Annotated in this window: 16 protein-coding genes and 2 tRNA genes; 10 read left to right on the forward strand and 8 right to left on the reverse strand. The window is 40.4% G+C overall.

The window, feature by feature from the left end; all coding sequences use genetic code 11:
* Nucleotides 1-2: 2 nt before the first annotated feature.
* A complete protein-coding gene (locus tag H0913_RS11540) occupies nucleotides 3-1241 on the reverse strand; it encodes an NRAMP family divalent metal transporter (RefSeq protein ID WP_036952895.1) in 1239 nt (412 codons plus the stop codon).
* Nucleotides 1242-1670: 429 nt separating this feature from the next.
* Between H0913_RS11540 and H0913_RS11545 the strand changes: the two genes are divergently transcribed.
* From H0913_RS11545 to H0913_RS11555, 3 genes are all read left to right on the forward strand, one after another.
* The gene (locus H0913_RS11545) at nucleotides 1671-2333 is read left to right on the forward strand and encodes a GntR family transcriptional regulator (RefSeq protein WP_154602857.1); all 663 of its coding nucleotides are present in this window, start codon (nucleotides 1671-1673) and stop codon (nucleotides 2331-2333) included.
* Nucleotides 2334-2728: 395 nt separating this feature from the next.
* Entirely contained in the window at nucleotides 2729-4036 is a 1308-nt protein-coding gene (gltP, locus tag H0913_RS11550; RefSeq protein ID WP_154602858.1) for a glutamate/aspartate:proton symporter GltP, read from the forward strand.
* Nucleotides 4037-4379: 343 nt separating this feature from the next.
* Entirely contained in the window at nucleotides 4380-5888 is a 1509-nt protein-coding gene (locus H0913_RS11555; protein WP_181477291.1) for a phosphoethanolamine transferase, read from the forward strand.
* A 406-nt stretch (nucleotides 5889-6294) separates the two neighbouring features.
* Here the strand turns inward: H0913_RS11555 and H0913_RS11560 are convergent, their stop codons facing one another.
* From H0913_RS11560 to H0913_RS11575, 4 genes are all read right to left on the reverse strand, one after another.
* Complete coding sequence (locus tag H0913_RS11560) at nucleotides 6295-6582, reverse strand: putative quinol monooxygenase (RefSeq protein ID WP_154599427.1); 288 nt, start codon at nucleotides 6580-6582, stop codon at nucleotides 6295-6297.
* A gap of 70 nt (nucleotides 6583-6652) precedes the next feature.
* Entirely contained in the window at nucleotides 6653-6817 is a 165-nt protein-coding gene (locus H0913_RS11565; RefSeq protein ID WP_181477292.1) for a hypothetical protein, read from the reverse strand.
* A 209-nt stretch (nucleotides 6818-7026) separates the two neighbouring features.
* A tRNA-Thr gene (locus tag H0913_RS11570) sits at nucleotides 7027-7102 on the reverse strand.
* Nucleotides 7103-7107: 5 nt separating this feature from the next.
* Nucleotides 7108-7195 (reverse strand) — tRNA-Ser (locus H0913_RS11575).
* Between the two features lie 215 nt (nucleotides 7196-7410).
* On the opposite strand from H0913_RS11575, the gene rcsD reads away from it, so the two are divergent.
* Together rcsD and rcsB are read left to right on the forward strand one after the other, a co-directional pair.
* On the forward strand, nucleotides 7411-10110 hold the full coding sequence (gene rcsD, locus H0913_RS11580) for a phosphotransferase RcsD (RefSeq protein WP_181477293.1): 2700 nt from the start codon (nucleotides 7411-7413) through the stop codon (nucleotides 10108-10110).
* 1 nt (nucleotide 10111) lies between these two features.
* The gene (gene rcsB, locus H0913_RS11585; RefSeq protein ID WP_181477294.1) at nucleotides 10112-10762 is read left to right on the forward strand and encodes a response regulator transcription factor RcsB; all 651 of its coding nucleotides are present in this window, start codon (nucleotides 10112-10114) and stop codon (nucleotides 10760-10762) included.
* Between the two features lie 80 nt (nucleotides 10763-10842).
* On the opposite strand, the gene rcsC is transcribed toward rcsB, so the two are convergent.
* Nucleotides 10843-13695 (reverse strand): two-component system sensor histidine kinase RcsC, encoded by a 2853-nt coding sequence (gene rcsC, locus H0913_RS11590; RefSeq protein WP_181477295.1) that lies wholly within the window; start codon nucleotides 13693-13695, stop codon nucleotides 10843-10845.
* Nucleotides 13696-13842: 147 nt separating this feature from the next.
* Nucleotides 13843-16446: a DNA topoisomerase (ATP-hydrolyzing) subunit A gene (gyrA, locus tag H0913_RS11595; protein ID WP_181477296.1), complete on the reverse strand. Its 2604-nt coding sequence runs from the start codon at nucleotides 16444-16446 to the stop codon at nucleotides 13843-13845.
* A gap of 329 nt (nucleotides 16447-16775) precedes the next feature.
* Between gyrA and ubiG the strand changes: the two genes are divergently transcribed.
* The 4 genes from ubiG (at nucleotide 16776) to yfaE (ending at nucleotide 21538) form a co-directional block, all read left to right on the forward strand.
* Complete coding sequence (gene ubiG, locus H0913_RS11600; RefSeq protein ID WP_036952802.1) at nucleotides 16776-17498, forward strand: bifunctional 2-polyprenyl-6-hydroxyphenol methylase/3-demethylubiquinol 3-O-methyltransferase UbiG; 723 nt, start codon at nucleotides 16776-16778, stop codon at nucleotides 17496-17498.
* Nucleotides 17499-17832: 334 nt separating this feature from the next.
* Entirely contained in the window at nucleotides 17833-20124 is a 2292-nt protein-coding gene (gene nrdA / locus H0913_RS11605) for a class 1a ribonucleoside-diphosphate reductase subunit alpha (protein WP_181477297.1), read from the forward strand.
* A gap of 11 nt (nucleotides 20125-20135) precedes the next feature.
* On the forward strand, nucleotides 20136-21272 hold the full coding sequence (nrdB, locus tag H0913_RS11610; RefSeq protein ID WP_036952796.1) for a class Ia ribonucleoside-diphosphate reductase subunit beta: 1137 nt from the start codon (nucleotides 20136-20138) through the stop codon (nucleotides 21270-21272).
* Between the two features lie 2 nt (nucleotides 21273-21274).
* Nucleotides 21275-21538, forward strand: coding sequence for a class I ribonucleotide reductase maintenance protein YfaE (yfaE, locus tag H0913_RS11615; RefSeq protein WP_154602863.1), 264 nt, complete (start codon nucleotides 21275-21277; stop codon nucleotides 21536-21538).
* 162 nt (nucleotides 21539-21700) lie between these two features.
* Here yfaE and H0913_RS11620 read toward each other — a convergent pair whose 3' ends face one another.
* Nucleotides 21701-23041: an anaerobic C4-dicarboxylate transporter gene (locus H0913_RS11620; protein WP_154602864.1), complete on the reverse strand. Its 1341-nt coding sequence runs from the start codon at nucleotides 23039-23041 to the stop codon at nucleotides 21701-21703.
* Nucleotides 23042-23524: 483 nt separating this feature from the next.
* Between H0913_RS11620 and tyrP the strand changes: the two genes are divergently transcribed.
* Nucleotides 23525-24673 carry a tyrosine transporter TyrP gene (tyrP, locus tag H0913_RS11625; protein ID WP_230082430.1) on the forward strand — a complete coding sequence of 383 codons (1149 nt, stop codon included), beginning with the start codon at nucleotides 23525-23527 and terminating at the stop codon, nucleotides 24671-24673.
* The last annotated feature ends 33 nt before the right edge of the window (nucleotides 24674-24706 follow it).

A 24706-nucleotide genomic window follows, 5' to 3' on the forward strand; every position in this document is an offset into this window, starting at 1 on the left:
GCTTATTTTAAGTAGTTGAAAATTGCGCTCACGGACATGGCGCCCATATACCACGTTAAGGCACAGGTCACGACTCCCGACCACAGTAACCAGCGTGGGTAATGATAGCCTTCCATTAAATCTGCACGTTTCCAGCCAATATAGACAAACAGCGTCAGACCAATCGGTAAAATCAAGCCGTTAAAGCCTCCAGCGAACACCAATAAAGCGGCTGGCGCAGTTCCCATAAACAGGTAAACAGCCAATGAAACGGCGATAAACAGGATAGTGGCAATATTACGTTGTCTTTCCGTAATGGAAGATTTGAACGCTTTTAAGAAGCTCATGGAGGTATACGCTGCGCCGATAACGCTAGTCAGTGCTGCCGCCCATAAAATTAAACCAAAAATACGTAAACCGAAGTTACCCGCCGCGGCTTGGAAGGCTTGAGAGGCAGGGTTCGCCGCTTTACCTGAAATATCAATCGTCACGCCACTCGCAACCACACCTAAGATGGCTAAAAACAGGACATAGCGCATGACGCCGACGACGATAATTCCTTTGGTCGCTGCGCTAGAAACCGCTTTGATGTTTTCGACGCCAACTTCGCCTTTATCCAGTAAACGATGCGCCCCTGCGTAACAGATATAGCCACCGACCGTTCCACCAACAATCGTCGTGATCATCGCAAAATCAACGGTGTCAGGGAGTACACTTTGACGTAGCGCTTCACCAATTGGTGGATTAGATGCAATCATCACAAAGAGGGTTAAACCAATCATGACCAAACCTAATGCAATGATTAATCTATCAATAAAACTACTGGCTTTGCGGGACGAGAATATATAAATCGCTAAGAGCGCACTGAGTAAACCGCCCCACTTAGGGTCGAGGCCAACGAGTGCGTTCAGACCTAAACCTGCCCCTGCAATATTACCGATATTAAATATCAATCCCCCAAAGATGACTAATACAGCCAGCAAATAGCCACTTCCAGGAATTGTCGCATTGGCGATATCGGATGAGTGCATTTTGGTGAGTGTCACCACTCGCCAAATATTTTGCTGTACCACGAAATCAATCACGATGGAGGCTAAAATACCAAAAGCAAACGCAGCACCTAAAGTAACGGTGAATGTTGCGGTTTGAGTGATAAACCCGGGACCAATCGCTGATGTTGCCATTAAGAAAATAGCGCCAATCAGCGAGGAACGACGTTTCTTCACATATTCTGCTGTCGAGATATTTTCATGAGCTGCCATATGCATACTCCTCTGTAGTTTTTGTTGTTATCTGTATTTTGATGTTGTGCAAGTTTTTTAATACTGAGCTTGTTTATAGAGGCAATTTTCGTGCCATTGTTCTATCAATGGTATGGATTGTTAATTTATTGAATGCAGATTGTTGAACAATTAATACGGAGCGATGAATAATTAAGCAATCAAAATCGTTTCTGGTAAGTTAAAAATCAAATCTCGATCACTTTTTTAACAATTAACGCTTGTCTGTAACATTAAGAATGAGAGGCGTGATACGTCAAAGCACCAATTTAGTGCTTCAAAATGGAAATGCCCTGAATGAGTGCATAAAAGGAGTCTTGCTGCCCTACAGCGAATGTGTGAAGATAGCGCTCAAATACCTGTTTTAATGAACTGTTCACCTTACTTTTCTTCAACTAGGCTCGCCTTTTTATGAAAAAACAGCCCGTCGCACAAACCTTGTCAGTCACTATCGCAGAAACTATCCGCCATAAAATTACGATTGGTGAGTTAACGCCGGGACAACGTTTATCAGAAGCCGCATTGAGTGAAGAGCTGGATATTTCTCGTAATACTTTAAGGGAAGTCTTTCGCGTATTAACCCAAGAAGGTCTACTCACCTACGCTCCCAATAAAGGAGTGTATGTTTCCGTCCCAGATATGGCAGCAATTATTGATATTTACCAAGTACGTCGATTAATTGAATGTGATTCATTGACCCATGCTTATGCTCTGCATCCTGCCGTTCAAAAAATGAAACTCGCTGTCGCTGAAGCTCGAGAACATGAAAAAACGGAGAATTGGGTGGGTGTCGGTACCGCCAATATGAAGTTTCATACCGCGATTGTGGAATTGTCGGACAGTGAAAGGTTAATTAAGCTTTATCATAATATTGCCGCAGAGCTACGTTTAGCTTTTGGTCATTTAAATGATGCCAAACTGCTCTACGCTCCCTACATTGATAAAAACCACGCTATTTTAGAATTACTTGATGCGGGTAAAAACCAAGAAGCCGCTACTGAACTTCTGCACTATCTGGATTTATCTGAACGCACATTACTTGCCGCCTACAAGCGCAGTCAATCACGGCTATAAAATCCTCATTTTTGCAGAAGGCTCACTTTATCTCATGTCTTTTGTTACCCCTCTATTTTGTTAATTCAATATCTATGCAAATAATTTTGCATAGATATTGCAGAATTAAACACTTCATAAAAATCTCAACTCACAAAAATTGTATTTAACAATCTTTATAGATTAGATTAATCACTTTTTGTTATCAATTTATCAACACATGCAGATACAAATTGAAATATATATTAACAAAACATTCTATTTCAGAAACTTATTTTACAATTTGTTATAAGTAACCATTGTAAATAACTCTACTTTCTCGAATAAATGATTGTGGTTTTTCCGAATATTGGTTATAAAACTGAGCATAATAAAAATACAATGTTAAATAATATTAATATAAACGAGAATTATTTATGACACTAAACAACATCGTTCCAAAAAAACCGTTTAAATTTGGTTTAGGGTGGCAGATTCTAGTTGCGCTTATTTTAGGTGTTATCGTTGGCGCTTTATTGCATGAAAGCGTGGAATACAAAGATTGGTTAATACTGAATGTTCTCTCTCCCGCGGGTAAGATTTTTATTCAATTAATCAAAATGATTGTTGTACCTATCGTCATTTCGACCTTGATTGTGGGGATCGCTGGTGTCGGGAATACAAAACAATTAGGCACATTGGGTTTCAAAACGATTCTTTACTTTGAAATCATTACTACTATTGCCATCATTGTGGGTATTTCGTTTGCCAATATCTTCCAACCAGGTGTGGGCATTGATATGTCTCAGCTCACTCAAGTAGATATTTCTCAGTACCAAAAAACGACACAGGAGGTTGCTAGCCACCCTTCAGGGATCGTGAATACTTTATTATCTTTGGTACCGAGCAATATTTTTGCTGCTATGGCGAGCGGCGATATGCTTCCTGTGATCTTCTTCGCGGTTTTATTTGGTTTAGGTTTATCCTCTTTACCAGTAGCAAAAAAACAGCCGCTATTAGATGTTCTGCAAACTTTTTCTGAAACCATGTTCCGCGTGACTAACATGATTATGATGTATGCACCAATCGGGGTGTTTGCATTAATTTCCGTCACCGTTGCAAACTTTGGATTTACTTCACTGGTTCCTCTGCTGAAGTTAGTTATTTTGGTTCACTGTGCGATTATTTTCTTCGCCGTTGTGGTACTTGGAATTGTGGCTCGTTATTGCAAAATTAATATTTTTACTCTGATGAGAATATTAAAGGATGAGCTGCTACTTGCTTATTCAACAGCCAGCTCTGAAACTGTACTTCCTCGTATTATGGATAAAATGGAGAAGTATGGAGCGCCAAAATCTGTCACCAGTTTCGTTATCCCAATTGGTTATTCATTTAACTTAGATGGCTCCACCTTATATCAAAGTATTGCCGCCATTTTTATTGCTCAGTTATATGGTATCGAGCTGTCATTAGGGCAAGAGCTTATTTTAGTCTTTACCTTAATGATCACGTCAAAAGGGATTGCGGGAGTTCCGGGAGTTTCATTTGTCGTCTTGCTGGCAACGTTAGGTTCTGTGGGGATCCCATTAGAAGGCTTGGCATTCATTGCTGGTGTTGACCGTATTCTCGATATGGCAAGGACTGCACTTAATGTGGTTGGTAACGCGTTAGCTGCCTTGATTATCGCCAAATGGGAACACAATTATGATGAGAAAAAAGCCCGAGAGTATGAGGAAAGTTTTTAATTAAGGACTGAATATCTAGGCTCTTCTTATTTCTAACTAAAGCCATCTTTAAAATATTAAAGATGGCTTTGAATCAACGTGTTCATCGTTGATCTCCCCCTCACCCAGTCTTATGATAATCATTTTAGCATTCAATCGGTTATGCTAACATTACCTAAAATCAGTTGATTAATAGAAATAATATCTATCCTTATCAAAAAACGATTTATTAAATATTTTTTATTGCGCTATTATTTCATTCTATTGCTAATATTTATACACTATTGGATCTACGATTGATATATACTCAATGACGGCCTGCTAAGCGATAATCTCTTACTCAAAAACAGAAATTGATGAAAATATGCACAACCTAGTGAAAAATAATTTCTTATTAAAATTTATTGCGTTATTTTTGTTCTTTACGGCTATTCATTATGCAATGGGTTACCACTTCAAGATTTTCTACATCCTGGCTATCACAGGAATATTAATTGTCGTTAATGACTATCCTAAAGTGTATAAGACCATTATTGCCATTTATGCTCTGGTGGGTATCTGCTATCTGCCTGTAGGGTTACTTTACGGCTATCCCGATTATAATATCTTTTCATCTTTTTATTATACGGATAGCGAGGAAGCTAAAGGCTTTCTTAAAAACATCAATTACAAGTATTATTTATTCTCAATTCTTCTCCTGTGCTTCAGTTATTTCATATTCAAATTGAAGTTTGAAGTGAATAAAAAAAGCAAATATGTTTTCTCTGCTATTTTTTTGATAATCACTGCGATATCCCCTATTAAAGCTCTTTCTGAAGGAAGCTGGCGGTTGCTTTTAACATCTGGATTACCTGAGTATCGTTTCTTTACTGAAAGTCTTTTTTACCTAAACTATTTACAGCAAGAAAAAAAATCTATTGAAGGTGATGATACCTTTGAAACAGTCTCCTCCAATCCTAAATATCATGTTTATGTTGTTGTTATTGGCGAAAGTGTTCGCCGTGACTTCATGCACAGTTATGGCTTTCCAATAGAAAACACCCCTTTCACCGATACAGTAAAAGGCTATATATTCGATAATTATATTTCTGCATCAGGTTCAACCAATCTTTCGTTGTCAAATACCTTATCTTTATATCCTCAAATGCAAAATAATATTATTTCTCTCGCAAACAAAGCGGGTTTCAAAACTTTTTGGATTTCGAGACAAGGCACTTATGGTAAACATGATGGTCCTGTAGCATCAATCGCCAAGCGTGCAACACATGCTTATTTTGTAGGTGGTAGTGCATTACTCGATAATAATGTTATGTCTCAAGATGCCCCTGTAATCCCTAAGTTTATTGAATCCTTAGAGCAGCCGGGTCAACATAAACTTATTGTGGTGCATTTAATTGGTAGTCATTCACCATTCTGCGATCGAATTGATAATACTTATGAGCAATTTCATATAAGTGACAAACTCTCTTGCTATATTCAATCTATCAAGAATACGGATGTCTTGTTATCTCAGATACAACAGCTACTTATAAAACAAAATACATCATGGTCTATGCTTTATTTCTCTGACCATGGGCTGTCTTTTATCGATAATCAAACTGATCTGATCCATGGTGATAAAACACGGCAAAATTTTGAAGTCCCGTTTTTTATTACATCGTCTGATTCGACTCAACGAGAGGTTATTTCTGCTCGTCGAAGTGCAATGAGTTTTATGACATTATTCTCTCAGTGGACAGGAATATCAGAGAAGAGCATTTCCCAATCATGTCCAATGATTTCTAGTCAAGAATGTGAAAATCAAAATACCGTCATTAATTTTGATAAAGATCCAATGAGCTTTGAACGGCTCAATCATGACGAAAAAAAATAAAATACCATTCAAAGGCGATAAATTAACTCAGTTTATCGCCTTTTTAATAGTTATTTTTACGTAATTTGAAATTTAATTAGTTACTTATGTGATATTTTCTCGCAAGATTTTATTTCATTGCTACGCTAAATATACACTTTAATTTAGGTCATTCTTTATTTGGATCAGCAGCAATGAATCAGGTCAGACGCTTTCTTTTATTCTTAAAAGTTTTACAGCACCTAATGATTATCTTTGTGTTTACGCTGTCATATTTTCTGTTTCAGAATTGGCTATAATTCGATAAAGTTGAGCCCAAACCAAATCCCCCTTTTCTAGTAAAATAATAACCCGACTATTTAGGGGGAACTTATGAGAAGTTATTTGGATGAGTTTTACATACGATACTTAAATGTTCTCTTCCGTGTTAAAACGCCGCATCCATCAAGATAAATTTAGGCTCTGCTCTTTGATAATGATTGATCATCGGTACTAACCGTTGGAAGTGTTCAGACGCACAATGTGAATCTAATGCAGCACGATTCGGCCACTCTTCAATAAAAACAAAATGCCCAGGATCCTTTTCATCAATATAAAGGTCATAAGCGATACATAGCGGTTCTTTCTTCGTGGCTTCAACAAGTGCCTTATAGAGCGGCAACACGATCTCTACCGCTTCCGGCTTGATAAAATCTTCAGCAATGACTTTTAGCATGGTAATCCTCTTTGTTTAGCTTGTTAAAATTCAAATCAATCCCTTTCAACTAAGCGAGCTTCAAAAGCTCTTATTGATTCAGCTTAACATCCACATTTCTAATTATCTGCGCTAATTTGGCCTTATCATCATCAGAAAGATAATCATGGTATTTTTCAACAAAGCGCTGGATTCGCTCTGCCCCAGCAATAATTTTCTGAGCAGCTTTGTTGATGTCATCTTGATGGGTATTCATGTTGGAACCTCATTAATCTACACCATGACAAAGAAGGTATCATGCGTTTAATAAATGATCATCAAACTAACCTTTGCATGATATATGTTAATTACTGAAAACTTACTCAGCATATAGGGTAGCGAAAGTACAAGGAAGAAATTAGAAAATGGATAAATGGCTGACAAAGAAAAAACCCGCTATATCTTTCGATATAGCGGGTTCTTATTTGGTGCCGGCTACCGGAGTCGAACTGGTGACCTACTGATTACAAGTCAGTTGCTCTACCAACTGAGCTAAGCCGGCTAATTTGGCGGAGAGATAGAGATTCGAACTCTAGGATGGTTGCCCATCGGCGGTTTTCAAGACCGCTGCCTTCGACCGCTCGGCCATCTCTCCATGGGGCGCGATTATGGAGGAATCACGGGGGCTTGTCTACCCCTGATAGTAAAATAATTGCATTTTTTTGTTCGTTTGACTAATCTTCACTCAATTGTTCTCTATTGCCCTAAAAAAATGCTAATATCTGTGCAAAATCAGTGTCTATAGCGTACCTAGGCGTATGATTTTTAATCTGATTAATCTAATTTGCCAGTGTGACGGCGTGGGACTGTATGTACAAACAATCATTATTAAAACCGAATGTTCTTTCTCGCATTTTTATTGCCTTTATTGTGCTGCTCGTCACAATGCTTTCGTTGTCCCTCTATAATTACTATCACGCATGGATGTTGGCGCACCAAACAGCTATCAACACCCTCGCTAATCGACTCGCTTATCAAATTGAAGATTATCGCTATCAAGCGGGTCACATCTATAAGCTTGCGAATGATAAAACCACACCTGACTCTGTTAACGACATTTCTGTGACAGAAATGCGCCACGATGTTTATTGGCTAAGTAGTAATAACCAGACCATTGATTCCATTGTATTTGGTCTCAATAAACCAAGCAGTAAAGTCTTAGCGACAAAGCTCGCAAACTATATGGAGATTGTATGGGGAGCGAGGAATGAATTTAACTCCATGTACTACCTGAATGGGCAAGACAACTCCTTAGTGTTGGTAACCACCCACTCCATCCTAAAACCTGAGATACGCTATAAAGAAAGCTATCTGACGCTAACCGCGGAAGACAAACGCTCTGATATGATCACTCAATCGACATTATTAGATCGCCGTGAAGTCATCTCCAATATGCAGAAAAATGCGCAGGATAATGTCTACTTCTATACCTATCGTTTAGTCTTTAACTCGCCAGGGCGTTTAAGTAGTGTGATCTCCTTTGATATTTCTATCAATTCAATCCTCCCTTTTACGCTACAAGGCGATGATATTTCGATTTCACAGCGCCCAAACAATCAAGAAAATAACCAAGCGGCCAGCGAACTCGTTGGCACCAGCTTGATGCTATCTCAACCCATTGAAGGTACGAATTACCAGATTAACTATACCCTTTCACTGAAAAGTATTATTTTCGGGGTGTTAAGTTACAATTTTTGGCTAATTACCTGCATGATTGCGGTCAGTATTTTGGCATTGATCACCACAATGTTTATCCGCAAGCGTATTATTTCACCCAATGCATCAATGCTGGATGAGCTTCAGTTTAAAGATGCCCTTAATAATGACATTCTTAACCATATTTCTTATGGCATCCTAGTCTTTGATTTTAATAGCAATAAAAAGCTATTGAGCAACAGTATCGCGAACCACTTATTACCGTCTATGGATCTGATACATATCAAAGAGATGGCAACCGATCATAATGATATCATTCAAGTTTCAATAGAAAACAATATCTATGAAATCATTTTGGTGAAAAGTTTAATTAAAGAAAACACCATTTTGTTTATCATCATAGATAAAGATAAAGAAGTTCTGACGCAAAAACGCCAAGAAATGGCTACGCGTGAGCACCAAAGAAATATCCAACTTAGAAAAGTGGTTTTCGAGAATATTTGTCAGGAAATTTTGCCTGCCATTAACCAAATTGATGCCAAATTTAATCAATTGAGCATTTCACTCGACGAACCTAAAAATCCATTATTATCTGAAATTCAAAACCAACTGTTTTATATCAATAATTGGTTTAGAAATATCGAGCTTATTAGCCAATTAGAAACTCAACAGATTGAGTTTAAAACAGAAAAATTTGCTATTGGTCAGATAATTAATCAATTTCTTAAACAAAACTTAGCCCATTTAAATCGTAAAGGACTTTCGTTCTATTTTTATAACAACATAAATCCGGACTCATTAATTGAAAATAACCCGGATTATTTCCAAACTTTATTCCAATCAATTTGGGAATATTCAATAGAAACTACAGCCTTTGGTAAAATTGTTGTTTCAATTGACTACATCACAGAAAAAAATGAAATTTCGATTGATATAAAAGACAGCGGAATTGGATTAACTCAGATTGAATTGAACAACTTGCAAAGCCCATTCACAGGGAAAGCGCAAAGTTCAAATCAATTCAAGCGTTCTGGCATGACCTTTTATCTCTGCAAATTATTAACGAAAAAAATGCAGGGAACATTTAGTATCAAGTCAAGTGATGCTATCGGAAGCCACTATCAAATTAGGCTTCCAGCGCAACCTCAGATGCAAAGCCATGAATACCCTGCTCTGCTTGAAGATATTTATATTCGCTTGAATATTCAGAATATTGATGCACGTCGGATTGTTAAACAGACCTTATCGCATTATGGTGCTGAGTTTCTTGATATTGATGAAAGCTCGCCACATAGTAATTGGGATCTCTTAATCGCCGACAATGATGACATTTCCTTTAATAACATAATTAAAATTAAAGGAAATTCATCTTCAATGACTTGTATTAACCCAAATTACATTGAAGTTAACTACAATTTCGCGGATGAACTTATCGATGCTATCTCATTATTGATAGAACAAGCAGATGAGACAGAAGATAATGATGAATCCGACCTACCTTCATCACTCATTCTACGAGAGAATAACTCTCATTCGAATAATTCTGTCGATAATATTCTTTCAGGCTATCATTTAATTCTGTCGAAGAGCGATTATAAAGATTTGTTTATCTCAACAGTACCGATAGATATTAATAAACTGTATAATAGTGAAAGTGTTGCGAATTTAACCGAATTAAAAGACACTGCACATCGTTTAAAAGGAGTTTTTGCTATGCTTGAATTCCATTATCTTCATAAACTTTGTGAAGATTTGGAACATTACATAGCAGATGAAAACGGATTTGAAATAAAAAATTGCATTAGAGAACTGGATGTCTCAGTGAAAAGACTAATGCCAGAAGGTAACCAATAATATGAATAACCTAAATGTCATTGTTGCCGATGATCATCCTATTGTTCTTTTCGGTATCAGAACGTCGCTTGAACAGATTGAATGGGTAAACATCGTCGGTGAATTTGAAGATTCTACTTCTTTAATTAATAACTTAGCGCGCCTGAATGCAGACGTTCTGGTTACTGATTTGTCTATGCCTGGCGATAAATACGGCGATGGTATTACATTAATTAAATACATTAAGCGTCACTACCCTGACTTATCGATTATTGTCCTTACAATGAACAATAATCCGGCGATCTTAAGCGCTATTCTTGAGCTTGATATTGAAGGTATCGTACTAAAACAAGGTGCGCCTGCTGACTTACCAAAAGCACTAGCAGCCTTACAAAAAGGGAAGAAATTTACCCCTGAAAGCGTCAGTAAATTGCTTGAAAAAGTGAATGCGAGTGGCTATGGCGATAAACGTTTATCACCAAAAGAAAGTGAAGTTCTACGCTTATTTGCTGAAGGCTTCTTAGTCACTGAAATTGCTAAAAAACTGAATCGCAGCATCAAAACCATTAGTAGCCAGAAAAAATCGGCGATGTTAAAACTGGGTGTTGAAAATGATATCGCACTGCTGAATTACCTTTCATCAGTCAGTATCGACAATTCCCCTTCTGAATAACCGTTTTTTAGCGCTAGAATAGAAGCCCGATCAGGGCTTTTATTTTTTCTATTCAATATGTTAACTGTTTAATAAGTAATTTATTCATTAGGTTTAACATACTTCACTAACGACTCCCTTAGCACACTGATCGATGTAGGCTTCGAGAGACAATCATTCATACCCGCATCAAGACAACGCTGCTTCTCTTCTGCCATGGCATTTGCCGTTAACGCCACAATCGGCTGCTTAAAGCCTTGTTCTCGCAACGTGCGCGCTAATTGATAACCGTCCATATTGGGCATATTCACATCAGAGAGGACGATATCTGCATGATTATGTTCAAGGAATTTCAGCGCATCTAATCCATCGACAGCTGTACTGGTCATAAAGCCAATGCTTGCTAACTGTTCTGTCAATAGCATCCGGTTAATAGGATGGTCATCAACAATCAAGACTTTAAACGTATTCAAATCTGCATCGGCACCTTCGAGATCGTGATTTTCTAAACTCTCTTTACTGCCTTGAGCCAGCTTAACAATGATTTTATCAATCAACATTGGCAACTTATCGAGCTGATAAGTGTTATAAAGCCAATTATTTGGTTGAGTTTCAAATAATTCACCTGAATATAAACTACTGAGTTTGAGTAAGTTTCTATTCTGTAAGACAACACTTTCTTGGATATCCGTGATCAACAAGTCATACGTCTCATTGATATCAATGGATGAGCCCGTCACCACATTAAAATCATGGTGTTCGAGCAATCTTACAAGAAAATCAATTAAGAATGCATTTTGTCCCGTTACGGCTATACGGTAATTTTTTCGGTACTCAGGAATAGCGGGTTCTAAATATTGCTGGCCGTATAGTGGAATGCGGATCGTAAACGTACTTCCCAGCCCCGCTTGAGAATCCACTCCAATATCACCATCCATCAAGTTGATGAGTTTCTCGCAAATAGCGAGCCCTAACCCTGTACCTTTATGCCCATTATTTTGATCGTAAACTTGGAAGAAGGGATCAAATAATTGCATAACCACTGCTGGGGTCATTCCAATCCCCGAATCTTTGACCTCAATTTTTAAATAATTTTCATCTTTCCAAATATGCAACATCACAAAGCCCGAGTCCGTGAACTTTATGCTGTTATTCACAATGTTGGAGATAACCTGTTGTAGACGCACTGGATCGCTAAGCATCAGGTCTGGAATGTTAGGCTCAATATAAGAGTAAAGCGACACTTGTTTTTTAGTCGCCAAAGGCACGTAATTAGCAAGGACATAAGCAAATACATTACGGCAATTGAATAGCTTATTTTCGATTTTCAATTGCTTGGATTCAATTTTAGAGAAATCCAAAATATCACTGATAATCTGCAACAGCAGCGATGACGAGTTATCCATCGTAGAGACTAATCGAAGCGCTTTATCTGATAAATCATATCGTTGTAATAATTCAATATTACCGATAATCCCATACAATGGCGTTCTCAATTCATGGCTTACCGTGGCTAAGAACATCGATTTCGCTTGGTTCGCCTGATCCGCAGCATCTGCGACATCCTGCAATGATTTTTCCATCTGCACGCGGATACTAATATCGATCAATACGCAGATAGCTACATCTTCATTTTGGTAACGTGAATTCACAAAACTAATCTGTAGATGGGTGCCATTCGTTGCAACAACATCAATATAGTTGCTGGATTTTTGACGAATAATCATCAAGATACGCTGTTTATCATCTTCACTCAGCAAGCGAAAATAGTTATGTGCAAGCTCATTACTCAGAATATTGCCGCCATCACTTAGCCTTAGAATAATGATCCCAACAGGGGCTGATGCCACAATTTTATGGTTAAACTGTTCATGCTCTTCAAGACGAATCGCCGTATTGGCCGCTGGCTCTAGCATTCGTCTTTCTAGCAACCAAATTAAAAAGAAAATTAACGTACCAGATAAAATATTAATTAATATTGCGTAACTTATTGATGTTTTTAAGTTATCGATTAAATACGATGTCTGGATTGAATAAATAACTGTTAGCTGCGAAGGTGCTAAGCGCTTCTTAAAAAACAGCTGAGTATAATCAGAGTTAAAACCGAAATAATTTATCTCTCCTGATGTCAGTAATGGTGAATTTTTAATATTCGCATCTGACGAAGTGTAGAGAACCGGTTGATTTGATGAGTTAATTAATGTGATTTCAACGGCCGGATTATTGCGTAAATTAAACTGATTTAAGTTGATCGCACGCTCAATCCCAATAAAACCAATAATTACGCTTTTCTCATAAATAGGGATCATCAAATAGAGTTGACCATTTGATGGTTGAGCGCTGTGAGTAATGGTATATAAATTACGCTCTTGCCCCTGCTGCCTTAGCTGCTTGTAGATCCGCGCATTGTCATAGACCACTTTTTTTAACGTATCAATATCAGAAACAGCAGCGCGAATTGAATAATCCATCATGCAATAACTACCTGTTCCAAAGACAAATACGTGATTTAAGCCTTGGGGTACCGCAATGCTATCTTTCCAGAAAATATTAAGTTGTTCAAAAGCAGAAAGGTAGTTCTGAGTCCGCTGCTTAAATGCATCACAATCTGCCGATGGCATGAGTGGGTATAGCGAGTACGACGTGGATGTGGGTAAAGTGATATCTTCTTGTTGAATACCCACTTTTTGTTGATGTTCTTCGTCTTTGAGCCGTTGCTGCTCTGTCATGGAATGGATCAGGCGAAGAGTAGCATTTGACTGCTGAATGTAAACTTGCAGGTTTTCATAACCAGAATGGAATTGCTGGCGCAGATCAGATTTATGCTCATTAAACTGGGTATAAAGGAAAAACAGAGTGATGAAAAGCCCCATTCCCCATAGCATAACGCCTAGGACACGAAAAAGATCTCTAGATAATCTGAGGGATGTTTTAAACGAGGGTAAATATCTCAATCCGTTACCTACAAGTACATTATCACTATTACTGAGTATACTCGATTAACTCAATGAAAAGCGACAACCAATAACTTCCATGTATATTGCTAGTGTAAAGATACAAAAACGGGCGGATAATCCGCCCGTTTCATTGATAAATGAGACTTACTCTTCGGTATCTGCATCAGTTTGTGCTTCACCGTCAACATCAATACCCTCTTCATCGGTATTTTCATCGTCTTCAGTTTCAGCAACACGTTGCAAACCAACTACTTTTTCATCTTCAGCAGTACGGATCAACGTCACACCTTGAGTATTACGTCCAACGACGCTAACTTCAGAAACGCGGGTACGAACCAGAGTCCCTGCATCCGTAATCATCATAATTTGGTCGGTATCCTCAACTTGGATAGCGCCAACAACTTGACCATTACGCTCGCTCACCTTAATGGAGATAACCCCTTGAGTTGCACGAGATTTTGTTGGGTACTCGGCTTCTTCAGTACGTTTACCAAAGCCGTTTTCAGTCACAGTCAGAATATGGCCTTCACCACGAGGAATAATTAAAGAAACAACTTTATCGTCGTCCATTAATTTAATACCGCGAACACCTGTCGCTGTACGTCCCATCGCACGAACCGCATCTTCTGCAAAGCGTACAACTTTACCTTGCGCAGAGAACAGCATGACTTCATTGCTACCGTTGGTTAAATCAACACCAATCAGTTCATCGCCTTCGTTCAAGTTTACGGCAATAATACCGGCACTTCTTGGGCGGCTGAAATCTTGCAGAGGGGTTTTCTTCACGGTACCGCTCGCGGTCGCCATAAAGACATAATAGCCCTCTTCATATTCACGCACTGGTAAGATCGCAGTGATACGTTCATCTTGCTCAAGTGGCAGTAAATTCACAATTGGACGTCCACGAGCACCACGGCTAGCTTCAGGCAATTGATAGACTTTCATCCAATATAAGCGACCACGACTTGAGAAACACAAGATAGTATCGTGGGTATTCGCCACCAACAGACGCTCAATAAAGTCTTCTTCTTTAATACGTGCTGCAGATTTACCTTTACCACCACGGCGTTGTGCTTCGTAATCAGACAATGGCTGATACTTCACATAACCTTGGTGAGATAGCGTTACCACCACGTCTTCTTGGTTGATCAAATCTTCGATATTGATATCTGCGGTATTTTCAGTGATCTCAGTACGACGTGGGTCGTTATAAGCATCACGAATTGCTTCTAGCTCTTCACGAATAACTTCCATTAAACGCTCAGGACTACGCAGGATAAACAGTAATTCTTCGATTTGTTTCAGAAGTTCACGGTACTCTTCCAGCAGTTTTTCATGCTCAAGACCAGTTAATTTCTGTAAACGCAGATCCAAAATTGCTTGTGCTTGCTGTTCAGTCAGGAAATATTGGCCTTCATGAACACCATATTGCGGCTCTAACCACTCAGGACGCGCTGCATCATCACCCGCACGTTCCAGCATTGCAGCAACATTACCCAGAGCCCAAGAACGGGCAATCAGCCCAGCTTTTGCTTCTGCTGGTGTTGGTGCTTTACGGATCAATTCGATAATTGGATCGATATTCGCCAGTGCCACCGCCAACGCTTCAAGGATGTGCGCACGGTCACGGGCTTTACGCAGTTCGAAAATAGTACGACGTGTAACAACTTCACGACGATGGCGAACAAACGCGGCAATAATATCTTTCAGGTTCAAGATTTTTGGTTGCCCCTGATGCAGAGCCACCATGTTGATACCGAAAGAAACTTGCAGTTGAGTCAGTGAATACAGGTTATTGAGCACCACTTCGCCAACGGCATCGCGCTTAATTTCAATAACAATGCGCATACCGTCTTTATCAGACTCATCACGCAGTGCACTGATACCTTCAACGCGTTTTTCTTTAACTAATTCCGCAATTTTTTCAATCAAGCGCGCTTTGTTCACTTGATACGGAATTTCGTTGACGATAATGGTTTCACGGCCATTTTTCTCATCAACTTCGACCTCGGCACGCGCACGAATGTACACTTTACCGCGACCGGTACGATACGCATCGATAATACCACGACGGCCATTGATAATAGCGGCGGTCGGGAAATCTGGGCCTGGGATGTGTTCCATCAAGCCTTCGATACTAATATCTTCGTCTTCTATATAAGCTAAGCAACCATTAATCACTTCCCCTAAGTTGTGCGGAGGAATATTAGTTGCCATCCCGACGGCAATCCCCGAAGAACCATTGACCAAAAGGTTAGGTATCTTCGTTGGCATCACTTCTGGGATTTGCTCTGTACCATCATAGTTAGGAACAAAGTCTACGGTTTCTTTTTCTAAATCAGCCAGCATTTCATGGGCAATTTTCGCCATACGGATTTCCGTATAACGCATTGCAGCGGCGGAGTCTCCGTCAACTGAACCAAAGTTCCCCTGACCATCTACCAGCATGTAGCGCATAGAGAAAGGCTGCGCGAGACGGACGATGGTCTCATAAACGGCGATGTCTCCATGTGGATGGTATTTACCGATGACGTCCCCGACGATACGGGCAGACTTTTTATAGGGTTTATTCCAATCATTTCCCAGCACATTCATCGCAAATAACACTCGGCGGTGTACTGGCTTCAGTCCATCTCGAACATCTGGAAGTGCACGACCGACGATAACGGACATTGCATAATCCAAATAGGAACTTTTCAGTTCTTCTTCGATATTGACTGGGGTGATTTCTCTGGCAATCTCGCTCATGGAACCACTGTCCCTCATAACTTCAGATTCAAAGAGTAAACTATACCACAACTCCCTTATTTAATTAAGAGATAAGAGAAGTGAGTATTTGTCTTTCAAGCTATGTATAATAGCGGAAAAATGCGCTTATGTGTCCGAATCTTGTAGATTTTCAAGCAATAGTCTCTCAAGGATTTTCATATTTGGCTCATAATCCCAATAAATTAACTCACGGGCGACTATCGTCCCATTACGAATTCCAACCTATTTTTGCATTTTGCAAAATAAATATAGTCCAATAGGTAAAAATAAGTAATGCGAGGATAGAAATAGATATAGGAGTTCCTCAGATGAATGATACCCAAGACCAAACGTACCTAAACGTCGACAAACAAGAAATTGAAAAGTTTGAATCGATAGCGTCACGTTGGTGGGATCTTGAAGGCGAGTTTGCCCCATTACACCGTATTAATCCGCTGCGTTTAGGCTACATCATGCAACGTGTAGACGGCATTTTTGGTAAAAAAATCCTCGATGTTGGCTGCGGTGGCGGTATTTTATCTGAAAGCATGGCGCGCGAAGGTGCAGATGTCACGGGTTTAGATATGGGCGCAGATCCGTTAATGGTCGCTCGTCTACACTCTCTGGAATCCGGTATTCCTGTGGAATACGTCCAAGAAACCGTCGAGCAACATGCAGATAAACACCCTCAGAGCTACGATATCGTGACCTGCATGGAAATGCTTGAACACGTCCCAGATCCAGAATCTGTGGTAAGAGCCTGCGCGAAGTTAGTTAAGCCTGGCGGACATGTTATTTTTTCCACCATTAATCGCAACAGAAAAGCATGGCTAATGGCTGTCGTGGCAGCGGAATATGTAATGAAAATGGTTCCGAAAGGCACCCACGATGCCAATAAGTTTATCCGTCCATCCGAATTAATTAGCTGGGTCGATAAAACGCAATTAAAAGAACAACATATGATGGGGTTACATTATAATCCAATCACCGATAAATTTTGGTTAGGGCCTAACGTTGATGTGAACTATATGCTGCATACGATCAGCGAATAAATAGCAAGCGGTACGTTTAAGAAAACAGCAAACGGTCTCAACTTTACAAAATAATTTTTAGTCGAATGTCGGTAAGTCAATTTTTAGCAACTCCACTTCTCATGCTGCTTACCGACATGATCAATTTTTCTTATCCAGTTGTTATCCACAAGAACCATCAAATTTGTACACTTGATAAAATCACACATTAACATTATCTTGTTATTAGATTCTTAACAAACTACTACATATAGTGGTCATCACAAATATAATATACAAGTCTCATGATTCTTCATCATGAGCTTTTTTACGTTTGGGACTCCCTATTTGTAACTCAACCAAGGTGTACTTGCTCATGAACCAGAGTCTGTTAGTCACAAAACGTGATGGACATAAAGAACGCATTGACCTCGACAAAATCCATAAAGTTATTACATGGGCGGCGGAAGGTCTTAGTAACGTATCAGTTTCACAGGTGGAGTTACGTTCTCAGATTCAGTTTTATGATGGGATCAGAACTTCTGATATTCACGAAACGATGATTAAAGCTGCTGCCGACTTAATCACCGGTGAAACACCAGATTACCAATACCTTGCTGCACGTTTAGCGATTTTTAACCTGCGCAAAAAAGCCTATGGCCAGTTTGAGCCACCAAAATTATATGCCCACGTAAAACATCTGGTTGAGATGGGTAAATATGATAAGCATTTGCTGGAAGACTACACCGAAGCAGATTTCGAGCAAATGGATGGTTTTATTGACCATTGGCGTGATATGAATTTCTCCTACGCTGCTGTTAAACAGTTGGAAGGGAAATATTTAGTTCAAAACCGTGTCACCGGTGAAATCTACGAAAGCGCCCAGTTTTTATATATTCTGGTTGCGGCATGCTTGTTTTCTCATTACCCACAAGCAACCCGTTTAGATTACATCCGTCGTTTCTATGATGCGGTATCAACATTCAAAATTTCTTTACCTACGCCAATTATGGCGGGGGTACGTACACCGACACGTCAATTCAGTTCATGTGTTCTGATTGAGTGCGGTGACAGCCTTGATTCTATCAACGCAACCTCAAGTGCTATCGTGAAATATGTGTCTCAGCGTGCTGGTATCGGTATCAACGCGGGTCGCATCCGTGCACTGGGTAGCCCAATCCGTGGTGGTGAAGCCTTCCACACTGGCTGTATCCCATTCTATAAGCATTTCCAAACTGCGGTAAAATCTTGCTCTCAAGGTGGCGTACGCGGTGGTGCAGCAACCCTGTTCTACCCTATCTGGCACTTAGAAGTAGAAAGTTTATTAGTCCTGAAAAACAACCGTGGTGTTGAAGGTAACCGTGTTCGCCATATGGACTACGGTGTACAGCTCAACAAATTAATGTATGAGCGCCTGATCAAAAACCAAGATATCACCCTGTTCAGCCCATCGGATGTTCCGGGCTTATATGACGCGTTCTTCGCCGATCAAGACGAATTCGAACGCTTATACGTACAATATGAGCAAGATGAGAAAATCCGTAAATCCAGTGTGAAAGCGGTAGAATTATTCTCATTAATGATGCAAGAACGTGCTTCCACAGGCCGTATCTATATTCAAAACGTTGACCACTGTAACACCCACAGCCCGTTTGATCCGCAGGTTGCTCCTGTTCGTCAATCTAACCTGTGTCTGGAAATTGCACTGCCAACTAAACCATTAAATAACGTCAATGACGAAAATGGTGAAATTGCCCTGTGTACGCTGTCTGCGTTTAACTTAGGTGCCATTGAAAGCCTCGATGAGTTAGAAGAGTTAGCTATCTTAGCAGTTCGTGCATTAGACGCACTGTTAGACTACCAAGATTACCCAATCCCTGCAGCGAAGAAAGGCTCTATGGGTCGTCGTACTCTGGGTATTGGTGTGATTAACTACGCTTACTACTTAGCGAAACACGGTGTTCGTTACTCCGATGGTAGCGCCAACAACCTGACGCACAAAACGTTCGAAGCGATTCAATATTACTTATTGAAAGCCTCAAATGAATTAGCGAAAGAGCAAGGCGCTTGCCCGTGGTTCAATGAAACCACCTATGCACAAGGCGTGTTACCTATCGACACTTACAAGCGTGAGCTCGATAAATTAACTGACGAACCACTGCATTATGATTGGGAAGCTCTGCGTAACGATATTAAACAATACGGTCTGCGCAACTCAACACTGTCTGCATTAATGCCATCAGAGACCTCGTCTCAGATTTCGAACGCGACTAATGGTATCGAACCACCACGTGGCTATATCAGCATTAAAGCATCAAAAGACGGTATCCTGCGCCAAGTGGTACCAGATTACGAAAACCTGAAAGGTGCTTACGAGCTATTATGGCAAATGCCTTCCAATAGCGGCTATTTGCAGTTAGTTGGGATCATGCAGAAGTTTATCGACCAGTCGATTTCTTCGAACACAAACTATGACCCAACCCGTTTCCCGAATGGCAAAGTGCCAATGAATCAACTGTTAAAAGATTTATTGTTAGCCTACAAGTTTGGTGTGAAAACACTTTACTACCACAACACCCGTGATGGTGCTGAAGATGTTCAGGGGGATCTGGAAGAGGTTGTTGAAACCGCAGATTCTGATTGTGAAGGCGGAGCTTGTAAAATTTAATAGGGATGGTTATGTCACATTCATACACGATTTTTTCTCAAAAAAAGAATAACCAGCTGCTGGAGCCAATGTTTTTCGGCCAGCCTGTGAACGTTGCCCGTTTTGATCAGCAAAAATACCCTATTTTTGAAAAACTGATTGAAAAGCAACTCTCATTCTTCTGGCGCCCAGAAGAAGTTGACGTGGCGCGCGACCGTATTGATTACAATGCGCTGCCTGATCATGAGAAACACATTTTTATCAGTAACCTGAAATACCAAACGCTGCTCGACTCTATTCAGGGTCGCAGCCCTAACGTGGCATTTTTGCCACTGATTTCAATCCCAGAATTAGAGACTTGGGTTGAAACTTGGTCATTCTCGGAAACTATTCACTCACGTTCATACACGCATATTATTCGTAATATTGTGAATGATCCGGCCATTATCTTTGACGATATCGTTGAGAATGAAGAAATTCTGAAGCGTGCAAAAGATATTTCTGAGTACTACGACACGCTGATCGAAATGACCAACTATTATCATATGTTTGGTGAAGGGACGCATACACTGGGTGGTAAACAAGTCACCGTTTCACTGCGTGCACTGAAAAAGCAACTTTATTTATGCTTAATGAGTGTTAACGCCCTTGAAGCAATTCGTTTCTATGTCAGCTTCGCGTGTTCTTTCGCCTTTGCAGAGCGCGAATTGATGGAAGGTAATGCAAAAATCATCAAGCTAATTGCTCGCGATGAAGCGCTGCACTTAACAGGGACTCAGCATATGCTGAACCTGTTACGCTCTGGTCAAGACGATCCTGAGATGGCAGAGATTGCCGCTGAGTGTGAAGATGAATGCTATCGCCTGTTTGTAGATGCGGCAGAACAAGAAAAAGAGTGGGCTGAATATCTGTTCAGCGAAGGCTCTATGATTGGTCTGAACAAAGATATTCTGTGCCAGTATGTGGAATATATCACCAACATTCGTATGCAAGCGGTTGGTCTGAAATTACCATTTGAAGCGCGTTCTAACCCTATTCCATGGATCAACGCATGGTTAGTGTCTGACAACGTTCAAGTGGCGCCACAAGAAGTGGAAGTCAGCTCTTATTTAGTCGGTCAGATTGACGCTGAAGTTAACACCGATGATTTGAGTGATTTCGAACTGTAATTATGGCAAGTCATAAAATCACCCTGCGTCTTACGCAGGGTGTGCAAGTCCCCTACCACACCGACGTTCACACCAGTTTATTGGACGCCCTTGAAGATAGCCGAGTGCCTGTCGAATACCAATGCCGAGAAGGCTACTGTGGCTCTTGCCGCGTAACATTATTAAAGGGAAAGGTTGGATACAAACGTAAACCGATCGCTTTTGTTCAAGAGGGTGAGATATTACCCTGTTGCTGCCATCCGCTTTCCGATATTGAAATCGAGTAGCGACGTTAGTAACACTGTATATCTAACCATAATATAATACCCAAAATAATTCGAGTTGCAGGTAGGCAGCAAACGAAGATAGTCGGGGAGCATACACAAGTATGTGACCCGACTAGCTGAGTGCAGCTAACACCCCTGCAATTTGAAGTATGAAGGGTATTTTTATAGATAACCGTACATCGCAGCAAATACCCAACCAAACACACAGGATACACCCACCCCGATTAAGCCCGGCAGAATAAAGCTATGGTTGATAACAAACTTACCAATGCGCGTGGTTCCAGAACGGTCAAACTGAATTGCCGCAAGGTCGCTTGGATACGTTGGCAGGATATAGTAACCATAACAGGCTGGTGCAGAAGCAATGATATACGCAGGGTCAACACCAATACCCAGAGCGATTGGAACTACTGCCGCTAATGCCGCCGCCTGTGAGTTCACAAATTTAGACACTAACAGTAAAACAACCGCATACGCCCAAGGGAAATCTTTGACTAATGAACCTAAAGTGCCTTTGATTTCATCCATATGAGCACCGAACATGGTTTCTGCCATCCACGCGATACCATATACCGCCACGATAGCAATCATCCCTGAACGGAATACTTCGTTTTTAGAAATCTGTCCTGGATTGGTTTTACAAATGATAATGATCAGCGCACCCGCTAATAACATGAACATCTGGATCACTAATACCATCGATAACGGCTTACCGTTAATTAATGGTCTGAGCTCAGAAAATGCGCCCAGCAATGCCACCACAACGATAGATGCTAAGAAAATCCACATTGCTACCCAGTTAATTTTAGGCAGCTTTTTATCCAGTAGCGTAACCGTCTCACCATAAACATAGTCATGGTTTTCAGGCACAGAGATAAACTCTTGGAATACTGGGTCTTTATCCAGATCTTTACCGCGGAACCAGCTAAAGATACCAATCGCTAAGATACCAATTAAGGTAGATGGAATGGTGATTGCCAATAAATCTAAAAATTCCAGTGATTTACCGTTGATAGATACGCCATTTAACATCGCGACTAAAGAGACAACGGCCACAGACACAGGGCTGGCAATAATCCCCATTTGCGCCCCGATACTACTCGCCGCCATTGGTCTTTCAGGACGAATATTATTCTTGATCGCTGCATCGTAAATGATTGGCAAAATGGTATACACCACATGCCCGGTACCACACAAAATGGTTAAAATACAGGTAACGAAAGGTGCAACAATAGAAATGTATTTTGGATTTTTACGCAGTAAACGTTCTGCGATTTGTAGCATAACGTCCAAACCGCCTGATGCTTGTAAGGTTGCTGATGCTGCAACAACAGCAATGATAACAAGCATAACGTCTACAGGCGGTTTTCCTGGAGGTAAACCAAAGCCAAAGACAAGTATAACTAGGCCAACACCACCTAGCAGCCCGAGCGCCATACCCCCTTTTCTTGCTCCGTAGAACAAGCAGACAAGAATAATGGCAAGTTGAATCATAAAGTCCATAGGTCCATCCTTTATTTATAGGTTTCCCTTATTATCCAGATGGTCTTAACGTATTAATTTGATTTATATTAATTTAAAAAACAATATTGTTTTATTTTCATTCCTAATATTTTGCCCTCATCACAAAATTCCCCTTTAGTTGCTGCCATAATGTTCAGTTAAATAATATAATGAGTAAAATCAATCCAATAAACCCCATTTTTTAACATTTAAACCCCACCGCGGTTACCCTTTCTATCATTCTTTAACATCATTTCACACATCGTTATCAACACTTCCTTTAGGGCAAACATTAAAGAATCTTTTATCTTATTTAGACTGTTAATATATATTTACACTCACTGTAATTCAGATTTGACAGAGTAATCGCAATCGCATAATCTGCTTAAATTATTAATAACCCGAATTCAATCAGAGGAATTTGTGAAGAATCGTACCCTTGGCAGTATTTTGATCGTGGCAGGAACAACAATTGGTGCAGGAATGCTAGCAATGCCGCTAGCGGCAGCGGGTGTTGGCTTCACTGGAATAGTATGTTTGTTAATAGGTTTATGGATGCTAATGAGTTATACCTCATTACTACTGGTCGAAGTTTATCAGCATAATCCTGCCAATATGGGTCTCGGTAGTGTTGCGAAAAAGTACCTCGGCCCCGTTGGTCAAATTGTCACGGGTTTGAGTATGTTATTGCTGATGTATGCTCTGACAACTGCCTATATTGGCGGAGCTGGAGTGCTTATCTCTGATAGCCTATCCTCTTGGTGGGGGATCACCGTTTCGACTCAAACAGCCATTATTATGTTCACTATTGTTGGTGGTGCTGTGGTCTGTGTGGGAACACACTCTGTTGATTTTATTAACCGTATTCTTTTTACTGCTAAGACGATTTTCTTAGTGATCATGCTTGCCGTTATGATGCCTCATGCCGAGGCGGTTAACCTAAGCACAATGCCTCTCGAAAAAGGCCTTATACTCGCCGCGGTTCCCGTGATTTTTACCTCTTTTGGGTTCCATGGAAGCGTACCGAGTTTAGTCAATTACATGAATGGTGATGTACGCAAGCTGCGTATCATTTTCATTACAGGGAGTGCAATTCCTCTGGTTGCCTACATTTTATGGCAAATTGCGACTCTCGGCGCTATCCCATCAAATACATTTATGGGGATCCTTGCTCAATCATCCGGTTTAAATGGGTTATTAACTGCTATCCGTGATGTAGTTGCCACTCCACGCGTGAATATGGCCGTGGCCCTGTTTATGGATTTAGCGTTGGCGACTTCGTTCTTAGGTGTGGCTTTAGGTTTATTTGATTACCTTGCAGACTTATTTAAGCGCAGCAATGATTTTATTGGTCGCGCACAAACCACGCTGCTGACCTTCGTACCACCGTTACTTGCCGCCCTATTCTTTAGTAGCTTTGTACAGGCATTAACTTACGCCGCTGTCGCATTATCAGTCCTAGCATTAATCATACCGGCACTGTTAACCATGCGCGTACGCAAGTTAGAAGCCAATGGCATTTACCGCGTCAAAGGCGGCACCCCAATCCTCACTTTAGTTCTGCTGTGCGGTATCGCGGTCATCGCCATCCAATTCGCCATCGTGGCCGGCTTCCTACCAAACGTAGGTTAATCCCAAGAATTTCATTCATAAAAAAAACACCCC

It is taken from the genome of Providencia rettgeri (assembly GCF_013702265.1).
Taxonomy (GTDB): Bacteria; Pseudomonadota; Gammaproteobacteria; order Enterobacterales; family Enterobacteriaceae; genus Providencia; species Providencia zhijiangensis.